18 protein-coding genes are annotated in these 13,985 nt (G+C 59.4%); 9 read left to right on the top strand and 9 right to left on the bottom strand.

Going from position 1 to position 13,985, the window contains the following annotated elements; genetic code table 11:
* The first annotated feature begins 62 nt into the window (after window positions 1–62).
* The 3 genes from AABM52_RS22075 to AABM52_RS22065 all read left to right on the top strand — a co-directional run bounded on the left by AABM52_RS22075 (window position 63) and on the right by AABM52_RS22065 (window position 1,752).
* Window positions 63–299 carry a glutaredoxin family protein gene (locus AABM52_RS22075; RefSeq protein ID WP_008049107.1) on the top strand — a complete coding sequence of 79 codons (237 nt, stop codon included), beginning with the start codon at window positions 63–65 and terminating at the stop codon, window positions 297–299.
* A 172-nt stretch (window positions 300–471) separates the two neighbouring features.
* Window positions 472–789 (top strand): transcriptional regulator, encoded by a 318-nt coding sequence (locus AABM52_RS22070; RefSeq protein ID WP_347907979.1) that lies wholly within the window; start codon window positions 472–474, stop codon window positions 787–789.
* Between the two features lie 72 nt (window positions 790–861).
* Window positions 862–1,752, top strand: a complete 891-nt coding sequence (locus tag AABM52_RS22065; protein ID WP_347907978.1) for a pseudouridine synthase — start codon at window positions 862–864, stop codon at window positions 1,750–1,752.
* Between the two features lie 84 nt (window positions 1,753–1,836).
* On the opposite strand, the gene AABM52_RS22060 is transcribed toward AABM52_RS22065, so the two are convergent.
* Both AABM52_RS22060 and mobA read right to left on the bottom strand, forming a co-directional pair.
* The gene (locus AABM52_RS22060) at window positions 1,837–2,058 is read right to left on the bottom strand and encodes a YgdI/YgdR family lipoprotein (protein WP_007994800.1); all 222 of its coding nucleotides are present in this window, start codon (window positions 2,056–2,058) and stop codon (window positions 1,837–1,839) included.
* A 77-nt stretch (window positions 2,059–2,135) separates the two neighbouring features.
* A complete protein-coding gene (gene mobA / locus AABM52_RS22055) occupies window positions 2,136–2,738 on the bottom strand; it encodes a molybdenum cofactor guanylyltransferase MobA (protein ID WP_347907976.1) in 603 nt (200 codons plus the stop codon).
* Between the two features lie 81 nt (window positions 2,739–2,819).
* Here mobA and moaB point away from each other — a divergent pair, with 81 nt between their 5' ends.
* Entirely contained in the window at window positions 2,820–3,359 is a 540-nt protein-coding gene (gene moaB / locus AABM52_RS22050) for a molybdenum cofactor biosynthesis protein B (RefSeq protein ID WP_347907974.1), read from the top strand.
* Window positions 3,360–3,381: 22 nt separating this feature from the next.
* Complete coding sequence (gene glp / locus AABM52_RS22045; RefSeq protein ID WP_347912669.1) at window positions 3,382–4,569, top strand: gephyrin-like molybdotransferase Glp; 1,188 nt, start codon at window positions 3,382–3,384, stop codon at window positions 4,567–4,569.
* Window positions 4,570–4,633: 64 nt separating this feature from the next.
* On the opposite strand, the gene AABM52_RS22040 is transcribed toward glp, so the two are convergent.
* Complete coding sequence (locus tag AABM52_RS22040; protein ID WP_347907972.1) at window positions 4,634–4,948, bottom strand: hypothetical protein; 315 nt, start codon at window positions 4,946–4,948, stop codon at window positions 4,634–4,636.
* A gap of 208 nt (window positions 4,949–5,156) precedes the next feature.
* Here AABM52_RS22040 and yegS point away from each other — a divergent pair, with 208 nt between their 5' ends.
* On the top strand, window positions 5,157–6,074 hold the full coding sequence (gene yegS, locus AABM52_RS22035) for a lipid kinase YegS (RefSeq protein WP_347907970.1): 918 nt from the start codon (window positions 5,157–5,159) through the stop codon (window positions 6,072–6,074).
* On the opposite strand, the gene AABM52_RS22030 is transcribed toward yegS, so the two are convergent.
* Window positions 6,058–6,717, bottom strand: coding sequence for a response regulator transcription factor (locus tag AABM52_RS22030; RefSeq protein WP_347907968.1), 660 nt, complete (start codon window positions 6,715–6,717; stop codon window positions 6,058–6,060). The two genes, yegS and AABM52_RS22030, sit on opposite strands and share 17 nt — an antisense overlap.
* Window positions 6,714–7,607: a sensor histidine kinase gene (locus AABM52_RS22025; RefSeq protein WP_347912668.1), complete on the bottom strand. Its 894-nt coding sequence runs from the start codon at window positions 7,605–7,607 to the stop codon at window positions 6,714–6,716. Before AABM52_RS22025 ends, AABM52_RS22030 begins: the two co-directional genes overlap by 4 nt.
* 248 nt (window positions 7,608–7,855) lie before the next feature.
* Between AABM52_RS22025 and AABM52_RS22020 the strand changes: the two genes are divergently transcribed.
* Entirely contained in the window at window positions 7,856–8,104 is a 249-nt protein-coding gene (locus tag AABM52_RS22020) for a hypothetical protein (RefSeq protein ID WP_347907966.1), read from the top strand.
* Here AABM52_RS22020 and AABM52_RS22015 read toward each other — a convergent pair.
* Window positions 8,083–8,553 carry a hypothetical protein gene (locus tag AABM52_RS22015; RefSeq protein WP_347907964.1) on the bottom strand — a complete coding sequence of 157 codons (471 nt, stop codon included), beginning with the start codon at window positions 8,551–8,553 and terminating at the stop codon, window positions 8,083–8,085. The genes AABM52_RS22020 and AABM52_RS22015 overlap by 22 nt on opposite strands.
* A 463-nt stretch (window positions 8,554–9,016) precedes the next feature.
* Here AABM52_RS22015 and AABM52_RS22010 point away from each other — a divergent pair, with 463 nt between their 5' ends.
* Window positions 9,017–9,952 (top strand): chemotaxis protein CheV, encoded by a 936-nt coding sequence (locus AABM52_RS22010; protein ID WP_347907962.1) that lies wholly within the window; start codon window positions 9,017–9,019, stop codon window positions 9,950–9,952.
* A 171-nt stretch (window positions 9,953–10,123) separates the two neighbouring features.
* A complete protein-coding gene (locus AABM52_RS22005; protein WP_347907960.1) occupies window positions 10,124–10,930 on the top strand; it encodes an MOSC domain-containing protein in 807 nt (268 codons plus the stop codon).
* Between the two features lie 82 nt (window positions 10,931–11,012).
* Here AABM52_RS22005 and AABM52_RS22000 read toward each other — a convergent pair whose 3' ends face one another.
* The 3 genes from AABM52_RS22000 to AABM52_RS21990 form a co-directional block, all read right to left on the bottom strand.
* Window positions 11,013–11,297: a pyrimidine/purine nucleoside phosphorylase gene (locus AABM52_RS22000; RefSeq protein ID WP_007940055.1), complete on the bottom strand. Its 285-nt coding sequence runs from the start codon at window positions 11,295–11,297 to the stop codon at window positions 11,013–11,015.
* Window positions 11,298–11,366: 69 nt separating this feature from the next.
* Complete coding sequence (locus tag AABM52_RS21995) at window positions 11,367–11,909, bottom strand: exonuclease domain-containing protein (protein WP_347907958.1); 543 nt, start codon at window positions 11,907–11,909, stop codon at window positions 11,367–11,369.
* 70 nt (window positions 11,910–11,979) lie between these two features.
* Window positions 11,980–13,941 carry an acetyl/propionyl/methylcrotonyl-CoA carboxylase subunit alpha gene (locus AABM52_RS21990; RefSeq protein ID WP_347907957.1) on the bottom strand — a complete coding sequence of 654 codons (1,962 nt, stop codon included), beginning with the start codon at window positions 13,939–13,941 and terminating at the stop codon, window positions 11,980–11,982.
* Window positions 13,942–13,985: the final 44 nt, after the last annotated feature.

Here is a 13,985-nt window from a genome sequence, read left to right as displayed (position 1 = left end):
ATGGCTCGACGGTTTTTCGGGGCAGGCCTAGAATGGTCACTTCATTTTCTGGTTGAGCGCTCATGCTTCCCGAATGTCAGCTGTTCGGCACCCTTGGATGCCATCTCTGTGAAGTAGCCGAAGCCATGTTGATGGAGTTCGTCGAGCGCGGTCTGCTGGTGGAACTGGTGGACATCGCCGACGATGAAACATGGTTCGCAGCCTACAGCCTGCGAATTCCGGTGTTGCGGCGAGTCGATACCGGTGCGGAACTGGGCTGGCCGTTCAGTGCCGATCAGGTGGTGGCGTTCCTGCGTTGAGCGGTTCTTGCGTTGGCGGCATGTCCCGCCTGTCGAACTTTGCGATTGATCCCCTTGGCTTATTCGGTGTTGATCGGATACTGTATGCGCATACAGTTATTCGCGGTGCCTGCCTTGCCGTTCCTGATTTTCGGGAGTGAGCAGGCAAGCCCGGGCGTCAGAGGGATGAATCGTGGTCAATGTCGAACAGTTGAAGAACAGCGTGAACCGGATGTCTGCAGAAGTCGTGCGCGAGGCTGTCCTTGAGTTGCGTCTAGATGGTCTGGTGACCGAGGGGAAAACGCCCTTCAACAAAACGCATTTCAATACCTGTTTCGCAGAAATCGAAGCCTTGTTTCAGCGCGCGGGTTATCACCGGCAACTCGATGTCGTGGGTTATCAGGGATTGTTGTACGCCCTGTACGACCCCGCTCGCTGGGAGGCGGTCGATGTGCTGCGCTGGCTCAAGGAGTACACCGAAGCGGCGGCGCGCACACAGATCCCGGCTTGAGGAATCTTCTCTAGGTTCATTCCCTCCTGCTGTTGGATAATGCCGCCCTGCACTGAGGGTTAGAGCTTTCGTATGTCCACTTCTTCTTTTTCCGCGGCACACAGTCAGGCCAGTACGCTCTACTTGCCACCTGGCCCGTGGCAGACCGTTGTCGATTGCCTGTGCGAGCATTTCAGCGCCATCGGTCGTGAGCAATGGCTGGACAGAATTGCCCGTGGCCGGGTCCTTGATGGGCAGGGCATGCCGATTGCCCTCGATCTGGCCTACAGGGAAGGTTTGCGAATTCATTATTTTCGCGAAGTGCCGGATGAAAAGCCGATCCCGGTGATCGAGTCGATTCTGTACGCGGACGAGCATCTGGTGGTGGCCGACAAGCCACATTTCCTGCCGGTGACACCGGCTGGCGAATACGTCGAACAGACGCTGCTGCGGCGCTTGATCCGGCGCCTGGACAATCCGCACCTGGTGCCATTGCATCGCATTGACCGGCACACTGCAGGGCTGGTGCTGTTTTCCGCCAATCCGCAGACCCGCTCAGCCTATCAGTCGTTGTTTCCAACCCGGCAAATCGAAAAACGCTACGAAGCCATCGCCAAGGCGTTGCCCGACCTTGCTTTCCCGTTGGTGCATAAAAGCCGACTGGTCGATGGCGAACCGTTCTTCCGTATGCAGGAGGGGCCGGGGGCCAGCAATACCGAGACGGCGGTCGAAGTCAGGGAAAAACAGGGGGGTCTCTGGCGTTATGGTCTTTACCCGGTGACGGGCAAGAAGCATCAGCTACGGGTACATATGGCAGCGTTGGGCGCCGCAATCTGCAACGACCCGTTTTACCCCGAGGTGCTCAAGGATGCGCAGGATGACTACGCCAATCCTTTGAAGCTGCTGGCTCAGGGGCTTAAATTTATCGATCCGGTCACGGGCCAGGCGCGTGAATTCGAGAGTGAAATCACCCTGCAATGGTGATCAGGAAGCAATCCTGGTGCGCTGTTCTCCAGGCATGAAAAAACCCGCATCAAGCGGGCTTTTCTGTATCCGGTGGCGCCAGGATTACAGCTCCTTGACGGTACGAACCTGATCCTTGTTGATGCGGGTCTGCTTGCCGTCTAGCTGTTCGAATTCGTAGAAACCGGAATCCTTGTCGAATTGCGGCGTGTCGACGGCCTGGATTTCGCGACCGTCATTCAAGGTGATCACTGTAGGCGATGCGCAACCGGCGAGGGTGGCAAGGCCCAGTGCGAGCATGAAAGTGGCGAGGGTCCGTTGAGTCATGAGTTGTGTCTCCGAATAAGAATTCTGTGGTTGCTGAACTTGAGACGTGCACCGTCTGCGCAAGTTCCTGATGAATATCAGTCTGACACAGTGCCATGACCGCTTAAAAGTTCCGGCGTGTTGAGGTTGGCCAATCGTGGGTCCTTGTCGGGGCATTGCAGTGCGGTCGCGCCGAGCTTGCGCATCAACCGGCCAGGGCTGCGCTCACCCTCGTTCCAGGCATTTTCAAATGCGGCCCTGTGTAGCACCGGGATCACACACAACAACGGCTCCCAGTGGTCGTCATGCCGCACCATCAACGGCTTGTCCGGATGCAGGTTGGCGGCCTCGCGCATAGTGTCGATCAGCGCCGCATCGATGCCCGGAACGTCACAGGGCATGACCAGCAGATGGCTATGGCGAGCAGCTTTCAGGCCTGCACGGATACCGGCCAACGGCCCGGGGAAGTCACCTTCATCATCGTGGACCAACTGGTCGGCGTAGGGGGCGTACTTCTCAAGGTTGCGATTGCAGGAGATGATCAGGTCATCGGTCAGCGGACGGGTCTTGCGATGCAGATGCACAATCAGCGGTTCGCCGTGCCAGTCCAGCAACCCTTTGTCCCGCCCCCCCATACGTTGGCCGCGGCCGCCCGCCAGGAGCAGAATGGAGCAGGGTGGCAATTGTGAATTCGTGGTCATGGCAGGCCTCCATGGGGGCGGCGAAAAAACGGAGCGCTGTGATATAACACCGGGCTGTTTCTCCTACAACTGGACGAGCCTATGAAAGCCAAGGCTGATGTACCTTTCGCACCGCTCAATGTTGCAGTGCTGACTGTCAGCGATACCCGCACACTGGAAACCGACACCTCAGGCCAGGCCTTTGTCGACGGCTTGACCTCTGCCGGTCATTACCTGGCCGCCCGGGTGTTGCTCAAAGATGACCTCTACAAAATTCGCGCGCAAGTCGCCAACTGGATTGCCGACGATGTCGTGCAGGTGGTGCTGATCACCGGTGGCACCGGTTTTACCGGGCGTGACAGCACGCCGGAAGCCGTCGCTTGCCTGCTGGACAAACAGGTCGATGGATTTGGCGAGCTGTTCCGCCAGATCTCGGTTGCCGATATCGGCACCTCGACCGTTCAGTCCCGGGCATTGGCCGGTCTGGCCAACGGCACGCTGGTATGCTGCTTGCCGGGCTCGACCAATGCCGTGCGCACCGCTTGGAACGGCATACTGGCCGAGCAGCTGGACGCGCGGCATCGGCCGTGCAATTTCGTGCCCCATTTGAAACAGGCAGCGCCTTGTGAATCCCGTGGGTAAGCCTGGCAAGTCTGGCAGCCTGATGCCTGTCGAGCAGGCGTTGGCGCGCTTGCTGGAAATGGCCGAGGCCTCGAGGATTGTCGAGCGTGAACGCTTGCCGTTGGCGCAGGTACAGGGGCGTGTACTGGCTGAAGACCTGGTGTCGACGCTTGATCTGCCCCCCTGGCCGAACAGTGCCATGGACGGTTATGCCTTGCGCATGGCCGACTGGACGGGAGAGCCGTTGCCGGTCAGTCAGAAGGTGTTTGCCGGTCAGGCCCCCGGTCCGTTGCAGCCAGGCACCTGTGCGCGCATTTTCACCGGGGCGCCTGTTCCCGCCGGTGCCGATTGCGTCGAGATGCAGGAAAACGCCGAGGTTCAGGCCGATGAGCGAGTACGTTTCACTCAAGCCTTGAGCCAAGGCCAGAACATCCGCCCGCAAGGCCAGGAAACCACCGTCGGCGAACTGATCCTGCCGGCAGGTACGCGGCTGGGGCCAATCGAGCAAGGATTGGCGGCCTCCTTGGGGTGCGCTGAGCTGGAGGTGGTTCGCAAGGTGCGTGTAGCGGTACTGTCTACCGGCGACGAGTTGATTGAACCGGGTCAGACGCTGGGGCCAGGCCAGATCTACAACAGCAACCGGGTGTTGTTGTGTAGCTGGTTGCAGCGTTTGGGGTGTGAGGTCGTCGACGCGGGAATTCTGCCGGACAATCTGGAAACCACTCGCTCCCGATTGGGTGAATTGAAGGATGTCGACCTGATTCTCTCGACCGGTGGCGTATCGGTGGGGGAAGCCGACTTTCTGGGCATCGCCTTGCGCGAAGAGGGCGAACTGACGCTGTGGAAACTCGCCATCAAACCCGGTAAACCGCTGACGTTCGGACATTTCCGCGGTGTGCCGGTGATTGGCTTGCCGGGCAATCCGGCATCGACCCTCGTGACCTTTGCCTTGTTGACCAGGCCCTATCTCTTGCGCCGTCAGGGTGTGCAAGACGTAGAGCCGCTGAAGGTGCAGGTGCCGGCAGGGTTTGACTGGCTCCAGCCAGGCAATCGACGTGAGTATCTGCGCGGACGGCTGGAAAACGGCAGGGCGACGATCTACAAAAACCAGAGTTCCGGTGTGCTGCGCAGCGCCGCCTGGGCTGATGGACTGGTGGAAGTCCTGGAAGGTCGCACGCTGGTTCAGGGCGATAGCGTTTTCTTCATTCCGCTGAGTGAAGTCCTGGGCTGATAGCTTCAGTGGCTCTGTCACACAAGACCCGGTTGATTGAACCGGGTCTTGTGTGGAGGGCCACTCAATGCGCCAGAAGCAATGAAATAACCTGCTCGAAACGGCTATTGGCGATCCAGCCAAGGAGGCCGAGGATCACGGCTGTTCCGCAGGCGGAATAGACAAGCCGGTGCTTGATGGATTTGACGTCATCCCGGGCTTCTTCCATGTCCCTGCGTATGCACTTGAGGTGTGTTTCCAGCTCGGTGACGCGAGGTTCCATATCATCTTCTCCCGTGGCTTTTGTGCTGTTGCGGCTTTCAGCTCGATGGCCTGCATTTTTATTATCTGTGAGCGGCAAGACCGAAATAGTCTGTGGCGCGAGGTTCTGGCGTTGCATGGCACGTCCTTGTGATGTCCAGAAGGCTCCTAAAACTCTATCAATTCAGATTTCCGGTCAATTGAGCCGATTCCTCATGTTTTGTAAGAAATTTCCTGCCGTGTGGGGGCCAAGACTTTCCGGCAGGAATTAATTCGATTTCTCGCGACTTTTACCGGAGCCTTCGTGGTCAACATCTCCCGGATGCCATTCAAACCGGGAGTGAGTAATGAGCGATCGCAAGGCGCTATTGATTCTGCATGGCAAGCAAGCGCTCAACGAGGCGGTTCGCACTGCCGTCGAAAGCCGGCGTGAGCGAGGTTGGGAGCTGGCTGTCCGATTGACCTGGGAAGCCGGCGATGCGCGGAGGCTGGTGGGCGAAGCGTTGGCGACCGGCTATCGATACATCATTGCCGGTGGTGGCGATGGCACCTTGCGCGATATCGCCGAAGCCATGGCGGAGCATTCGAAAAAGGCCAGCCTGGTATTGATGCCGCTGGGTACCGCCAATGACTTTGCGCGTGCGGCGGGTGTACCCCTGGAACCCGATCAGGCGTTGGAGCTGCTTGATTGCGTGCCGGCTGCCATTGATCTGGGGGAGGTTGATGGGCAGATATTCCTGAACATGGCTACCGGTGGGTTCGGCAGTCATGTCACGGCGAACACCCCGGAGGATCTGAAGAAAATCCTCGGCGGTGCGGCGTATCTGTTCACCGGCTTGTCACGCTTCAATGAATTGCATACTGCCTACGGTGAATTGCAGGGGCCGGACTTTCACTGGCGCGGCGATCTGCTGGCACTGGGCATCGGCAATGGCCGGCAGGCCGGTGGTGGGCGGCAGTTGTGCCCAGAGGCGCTGATAGATGACGGTTTGCTGGATATCAGCATCCTGCCGGCACCGCAGGAGGTGGTCGGGACATTGAAAGACCTGCTGACCGAAGGCTTCGGCATCGACAGCATGTTTGTCCGGGCGCGCCTGCCCTGGGTCGAGATCAAGGTTTCGGAAGGGCTGTACATCAACCTTGATGGTGAGCCGCTGGAAGGGGACAACCTGCGTTTTTCGGTTCGCCCAGCGGCGTTACTCGTGCATCTGCCTGAGAATTCGCCGCTGTTACGTACCGGTGAAATGCCTAGTCATCAAGGCTGATGATTTGTTCGCGCACGGCAAACAGCACGAGGCCTGCCACATCGTAGATCTGCAGACGCTTCATGACCTGCGAGCGGTGGGTTTCGACGGTCTTGACGCTCAGCCCCAGGCCATTGGCGATCTCTCGGGTGGATTTTCCGCGAACGATCAACCGCAGGATTTCCAGCTGACGTGCCGTCAGGTTGTGCGAGTCGGCGGGTTCGGGTTGGTGCTTCTGGTTTCGGGTCAGCGCCTGGTTGATCACCGTGTGGGCAATGGCCGGGCTCAGATAGCGCTCGTTGTTGCGCAAGGCCTCCAGCGCGTGTTCGAGTTCGGTCGCCGTGGTGTCCTTGAGCAGGTAGCCATGGGCTCCGGACTCCAGCGCCTGCATGATCAGGGCCGGATCGGTGTGCATCGAGAGGATCAGGACCTTGCTCTGCGGGCGCACCCGCTTGAGCTGTTGCAAGGCTTCGAGGCCGCCGGTCTGGCGCATCGAAATATCCAGCAGGACAATATCCGGGGACAGATGCCCGACCATTTCGAGCAGCTGCGAGCCATCACTGGCCTCACCGATGACGGCATAGCCGGGCAGATCCATTACCAGGGCGCGCACGCCAGCCCTGATCAGCGAGTGGTCATCCACCAGTAGTAAATTACAAGTCAATGCATAACCTTATTCGAACTGGCCCGTTCGAGCGCACGGGGCGCCCAGGGAAAAAGAGCTTCGATTTGAGTGCCTTTGCCCGGCTCGCTGGTAACAGTCAGTGTGCCGCCCAGTTGATCGATCCGTTCCGACATCCCGGCCATACCGCGCTGCCCTTCGCGACCAGGGTCTGTTGCGGGGGCGAAGCCCTGACCATCGTCGCTGATCTGCAACTTCAGGCCTTGGGGCAGGCGCTGCAGGCACACTAGCAGGTTCTTGGCCTGGGCATGTCGCAGGATGTTGGTGACCGCTTCCTGGGTGATACGGAAAGCTGCCACGGCCATTTCTTCCGGTATGCCGGTCAGGCGCTGCTGGCATTCCAGGCTCCAGTGCACCGGGGTGTTGGCCAGGGTCTTGAGCAGATGTGCCCGCAGACTGGCTTCCAGCCCAAGGCTGGTCAACTGCCGGGGATTGAGAATGGCGGATACGTCACGAACTTTGGCCAGGGTTTCTTCCAGCGTGTCGCAGAGGACCGAACATTGCTCCTGGAGTTCTTCGGGCATCCGGCGTTTGAGCCAGTCACTTTGCAGTTTGGCGGCGGTCAGCAATTGACCGATGTCGTCATGCAGTTCGCGGCTCAGCCGGTGACGCTCGTTTTCCTGAACCTGCAGCAGCCGGTCGGCCAGTTCCTGTGGCTCGAATTTGATCGATTTGCGCGAGAGGCAGTACTGCACGGCAACACTGGTCAGCGCCGCAACGTTGAGCGCCAGCAATGACAGGGGCAAAGGAATGGACAAGCCATGGACCAGCAAACTGCCGAGGGTCGAGCAGGCGCATAGCAACAGCGTGAATATGCGTGCATGTGCTCGGGAAGGTGGCCACGTGGCGATTGACTTGAGGCTGGCGTGCATAGCGGATGGAGCCAATGGATGTTCGCTGCGGGCTGACCGGTCATGCTGGCTGACAGGCCCCTGTTTTTTATGTGGAGCGCCGACGAGTTCAGCTGCTAACTGCAGCGAGCTGTATCCGGCTGCAATTCACACTGCCATTAATTGGCGTCAACTAACAGGCGGCATAGTAGCACCTAAGATACCGTTGGTCGCGTCCGTATGTATGTCCGAAAAGTCAGGAGCCCAGTCGTCTGGACGATGATTCCATAATGGAACAAGTTGGTTGTTGCCATCGCAAAATGCCGATTGCCCCGGATTTTGTTGTTGATATCAGGGAATACCCGGGTCAAGGCAGGCGCGCAATTGTCGATGGGCAAGAGTTGTTGTTTAAAGATGTCGCTTATAGCTATGAAATATTCATTTGCGACATGTGCGCACTCAAGTTACAGCGCGGTATTGATATTCAGAACACGCCATACGACATGGTTTGGCAAGTTCAGGCCTGTCGCTCCGAATAGGATACGAGAGTGAAGGGCCTTGCGTTGACCGGTGGTTGAAACCGGCTTTGCCCGACCTGAAAGGCAAAGGCTTCGATCAGGGTGGCCTGCTCACTGTCGTCGAGACTGAGCTGTCCGGTGGTCTGGTCGATGAGTTCGAGTTGCCAGGCAATCAGGGTCAGGCAGTCTTTCAGGGCACTCAGCGCCTCGTCGTGCAGGCTCATGGTGTTCTGTGCGTGGTTCAGCAGGCCATGAATATGCAGGGAGAATTCAGACACGGCCGCCAACGCCAGGGCATCGGCCTTGTTGGCCAGCTTGAGCAATGTGCTGAGCAGACAGTCGATGGCGTCCTTGTCATTGCTGATCAGTTGCAGATGACTCAGGCATTCCTCGGTTTTAGCCAGGAGTGTTTCAGCCTCGACAAGAAACTCCGGGAGCCGCTGGGCCCACTCTTTACGGTCGTTCGGCATACTTATCTCCACAACGTCATGTCAAATGAGGGGATATCGTGTGTGTCGACGAGGGCGGTCGGAACCCCGGCATTGCCGAGTCGTCGGGTGAACGAACTATGGCTGGCCCGGAAGCAGGCAGGGGAACACGAGAGGGTGGTTGGCCACTGACTTGCGATCGCACACAAAAGCCTGACTCCGTTCATGCAATGAGAATGGCGTCACATTAATGGCTATTGGATATTGGGAATATCAGGTTGCACCTGATTGTTGGTAGGGGAATCCCTTACGCAGGGGAACCTTTCGCGCGAACCAGAGTCGCGCGGCGCAGAAGTATGGCAGATGTAATCTCAGCGCCAGTAAAGCATGATGTTAATGTGACATCAATGGCCGGGCGTGGCATTTTAGAGAGGGTCAAGTTTCGGCAAAAACAGCCGATAACCTTCCTTAAGTGAATTCATCCGAACAAGACCTGGAGTCATTGATGGCCGGCATTCTCGACACGGTAGACCAACGCACGCAACTGGTGGGTGAGAATCGCCTGGAAATTCTCATGTTCCGGCTCGCCGGACGGCAATTGTTCGCAATCAATGTCTTTAAAGTACAGGAAGTCCTGCAGCTGCCAAAGTTGACGCTGATGCCTCAGCGCCATCCTTTTGTATGCGGCGTGGTCAACCTGCGTGGCCAGACCCTGCCAGTGATCGACCTGTCCCAGGCCATTGGCATGCGCCCCTTGGTGCCCGGGCCTGGCAGCACGATTATCGTCACCGAATACAACCGTTCGGTTCAGGCCTTCCTGGTCGGTGGCGTGGACCGGATCGTCAACATGAACTGGGAAGCCATCCTGCCGCCCCCGAGCAGCGCCGGCCGCCAGCACTACCTGACAGCCATCAGCAAGGTCGATGACCAACTGGTGGAAATCATCGACGTCGAAAAGGTCCTGGCAGAAATCGTCCCGTACAACGCCAAGGTCTCCCGCGACAAGCTCGAAGATCCGGTGCTGGAGCGGGCCCGTGGCCGTGAGGTGCTGCTGGTGGATGACTCGAACGTGGCCCTGGCGCAATTGCGCGATACCCTGGGACAGCTGGGCGTGAAGATGCACATCGCCAGCGACGGGTTGAAGGCCCTGAACATGCTCAAGGCCTGGGCTGATACCGGTGTGGACATGACCGAAAAACTGCTGATGGTCTTCACCGATGCGGAAATGCCGGAAATGGATGGTTATCGCCTGACCACCGAGATTCGCAACGACCCGCGCCTGCGCCGCTTGTACGTGGTGCTGCACACCTCGCTGTCCGGCAGCTTCAACGACTCGATGGTGAAAAAGGTCGGCTGCGACAATTTCCTCTCAAAATTCCAGCCGGACAAACTCGTCGACGTGGTGCGCCAGCGCCTGATGCTTGACGAAGTACCGGCCTGATCAAGACCACGGTCAACTGTAGGAGCGAGCTTGCTCGCGAAGGCGTCGGCACATCCAGCACTGATGTGACTGATACACCATCGCGAGCAAGCTCGCTCCTACAGGTTTTTGCTCTTTGATTCGGTGATCAAGCTCGTATAGGGTGGCGTTTTACCTACCAGGGAGCTGGCCATGTTGCGTCTGAGCGCGCTGTATCGTTATCCGTTGAAGTCCGCCAAGGCCGAGACCTTGCAAGCGATCGGTCTCGATAAACTCGGACTGGACGGCGATCGCCGCTGGATGCTGGTGGACGAGGCCAGCGGTCGCTTCCTGACCCAGCGTGCGGTGGCGCAGATGAGCCAGTTGTCGGCGCTGTGGAATGCCGAAGGCGGCTTGACCCTCAGTGCGCCTGGCCATTCGCCGATCGACATAGCCTTGCCCGATAGCGATGCAGAACTGCGTGGCGTGACGATCTGGCGCGATACCTTGCGAGTCCCCGATGCAGGCGATGAAGCAGGGGCCTGGGTCAGCCGGTTCATCGGCAAACCGACTCGCCTGGTGCAGGTGCCGCTGGATCGTGCGCGGATGACGGAGGCTGGCTACGGCAAGGATGACGACCAGGTGGCGTTCGCCGATGGTTATCCGCTGTTGCTGATTGGCCAGGCCTCTCTCGAGGACTTGTCGCAACGGGTCGGGCGTCCGTTGGAGATGCTGCGTTTCCGGCCGAACCTGGTGATCGAAGGCAGTGCAGCGTTCGCCGAGGACGGCTGGAAGCGTATCCGTATCGGCGAGGTCGAGTTCCGCGTGGTCAAGTCCTGTTCGCGCTGCATCCTGACCACCATCGACCCGCAAACCGGGGAGCGTAGTGACGACCGCGAACCGTTGGCAACCTTGCAGAAATACCGTTCCCAGGCAGACGGCGCAATGTTCGGCCAGAACCTGGTTAACGATGGCAATGGTCGACTCGAAGTCGGCATGCCGGTGGAGATCCTCGAGTAATTTTGCGCAGAATAAAAAATGCCCGTGTCGAAAAACACGGGCATTTTTATTGCGGCGACTTTTTTGTTGAGGCCGCGCAGGCTTAGCCGCGGTATTCGCACAGGTAAGCGGTGTCGACGGCGACTTTCAGCTGGAACTTGCTGTTGGCCGGCACGTTGAACTGGCTACCGGCGGCGAAGGTTTCCCAGTCGCTGCTGTCTGGCAGTTTGACGGTCAGTGCGCCGCTGACCACGTGCATGATTTCACGCTGGCTGGTGCCGAATTCGTACTCGCCCGGAGCCATGACGCCGATGGTCGCTGGACCTTCTGCGGTGCCAAAGGCGATCGACTTGACGGTACCGTCGAAGTACTCGTTGACTTTAAACATGGGCGATTCCTCGAAAAGGGCTAAAAAGGGCCGGCCAGTATGCACAAGGCCCTGAGTGTCGTCACCTGTCTAAAGCGGAAGAACCAGCGGCAGCAGGCGTGCGGTATTGCGCGCATCTTCCAGCGCCCGGTGTTGCTGGCCGGTGAACTGCAGGCCGGCCAGTTGCAGGGCGCCGTTGAGCCCCAGCGGGCGTTCCAGGCGTCGGGCCTTGGCAAAGCGCTGCTTGAGGTTCATGTGCGGCACGTTGGTCAGCATGCTGGCGAGTCCCAGCTGCTGCCAATCCTGAAGCAGTTGTTTGCGATCGTAATCGCCCCAGCTGGCCCAGCCTTCAAGTCGCGTGTGGTGTTGGCCGAGCCAGCGTTCAAACGCCGGCCAGACTTCGCCCAGCGGTTGCGCGGCATCGATGTTGGCTTGGGTGATGTGCGTCAACTCGCGGCAAAACGGCGTCAGCAACGGCCGCCGCAAAGGCCGGACGAAGCGCTGGAACTGGTCCAGTTCGCGTCCTTTGCGGTCCACCAGGGTGGCGCCGATTTCAATGATTTCCATATCCGTTACGGGCCAACCCCCTTCATCGGTGGTGGCCTCCAGATCAATGACCAGCCAATGAGGCATTGCAGGGTTCCTGGTATCCGCGTCCTGTAGGGTTTGAGCGTAGCCAAACCCGGCGGTTCCGCCTAGCGCCTTATTCGACCTCCAACAGAATCTGCCGGTTTTTCACCTGATCCCCGACTTTGACTTGCAAGCGCTTCAGAACACCGTCGATGCCAGATTTCAACGGGTGCTCCATTTTCATTGCCTCCAGTACCACCAGCAGTTGACCCTTGGTCACCGGGCTGCCTTCGTTGACCAGCACGTCGACAATCGCCCCGTCCATCGGTGCCTTGAGGGTTCCGGAGCTGACACTGGCCTGGCCGGTAACCTGCGCCTGAGTGCGATCCACGAACTGCAGGCTGCCCGGCCGGGTAAACAGCCAGAGACGCCCGGCCACCAGGCGATAGGCGTGGCGTTGGCGAACGCCTTCGATTTCCAGGGTGGCCCAGCGTCCGTCGCTGTGGATGATCTTCAGTTCGAGGCTGTGCTCGGCGACCTGAATGCGCAACGGCTCGCCCGGGATCGCCTGCAACGCTACCGGCCAGTCCTGATCTTCAAGGCCGATGCGATAGTGCAGCGGTACGCTGGCGTTGTTGCGCCAACCGCCAAGCGGGGCTGGATGAGCCTGTGCTGCAGCCTGATAGAACAGGGCGGCGGCGATGGCCAAGTGCTGCGCGCCTGGGGTTTCGGGATGCAGGCAGGCGTGGTCGGCGAAGTGCTGCGCGATGAACCCGGTGCTGAAATCTCCACCAGCGAACTGCGGGTGTTCCAGCAGGCCGGCAAGCAGGCGTTGATTGCTTTGCAGCCCCAGCAGCACGCTGTCTTGTACGGCCCGCAGCAATTTGCGTCGGGCTTCTTCGCGGGTGGCACCGTGGGCGATGAGCTTGCCGAGCATCGGGTCGTAGAAGGGGCTGATGACTTGGCCTTCGATCAGGCCATGGTCGATCCGCACGCCGTCCTGCAATGCCGGTTCCCAGGCCACGACGCGCCCGGTTTGCGGCAGGAAACCCAGGGCCGGGTCTTCGGCATACAGGCGTACTTCCATGGCATGGCCATTGAGTTGCACCTGTTCCTGGCGCAAGGGCAGCGGTTGCCCTTCGGCGATGTTCAGCTGCCAGGCCACCAGATCCAGCCCGGTGATCAATTCGGTCACCGGGTGCTCCACTTGCAGTCGGGTGTTCATCTCCAGGAAGTAAAACTGCCCACGGGCATCCAGCAAAAACTCCACGGTGCCCGCGCCGACATACTGCACCGCCCGCCCGGCCTTGAGCGCCGCTTCGCCCATGGCCTGGCGCAGCTCGGCGGTCATCACCGGGCAGGGTGCCTCCTCAATAACTTTCTGATGCCGGCGCTGTACCGAACAATCGCGCTCACCGAGGTAAATCAGGTTGCCATGCCGGTCACCGAACAACTGGATCTCGACGTGACGGGGTTCGATGAGTGCTTGTTCAAGAATCAGTTCGCCGCTGCCAAAACCGTTCAGGGCTTCGGAGCGCGCAGTGCGAATCTGTTCCAGCAAGTCGCCGGCGTCGTGTACCAGGCGCATGCCGCGTCCACCGCCGCCAGCGCTGGCCTTGATCATCAACGGATAGCCGATGCGCTCGGCTTCGCGGCTCAGGGTGGCGTCGTCCTGCCCGGCGCCTTGATAACCGTTGATGCACGGCACACCGGCTTCGATCATGGCGATCTTCGACAGGCGCTTGCTGCCCATCAGTTCGATGGCCTCGGGGCTGGGACCGATGAAGGTGATGCCGGCGTCCCGGCATGCGAGGGCAAACCCGGCGTTTTCCGAGAGGAAACCGTAGCCCGGATGAATCGCATCCGCGCCCGTGCGCCGGGCCGCGTCGAGGATGGCCTGGATGTTCAGGTAAGACTGTTGTACCGGGGCCGGGCCGATGTTGACCGCCTCGTCGGCCATCTGCACATGCAGTGCATCGGCGTCGACGTCGCTGAACACGGCGACCGTGCGATAGCCTAGCGCCTGGGCCGTGCGCTGGATGCGGCAGGCGATTTCACCGCGGTTGGCGATGAGGATTTTTTTGAGTCCGGGCATGGGTAGGCTCTCTGATTTTTAGCGGTGTCTGGTCGGGCCTCATC

The organism is Pseudomonas grandcourensis, assembly GCF_039909015.1.
GTDB lineage: Bacteria > Pseudomonadota > Gammaproteobacteria > Pseudomonadales > Pseudomonadaceae > Aquipseudomonas > Aquipseudomonas grandcourensis.
Note: the sequence above shows the minus strand (reverse complement) of the source record. Positions and strands in the feature narration are given on the sequence as shown.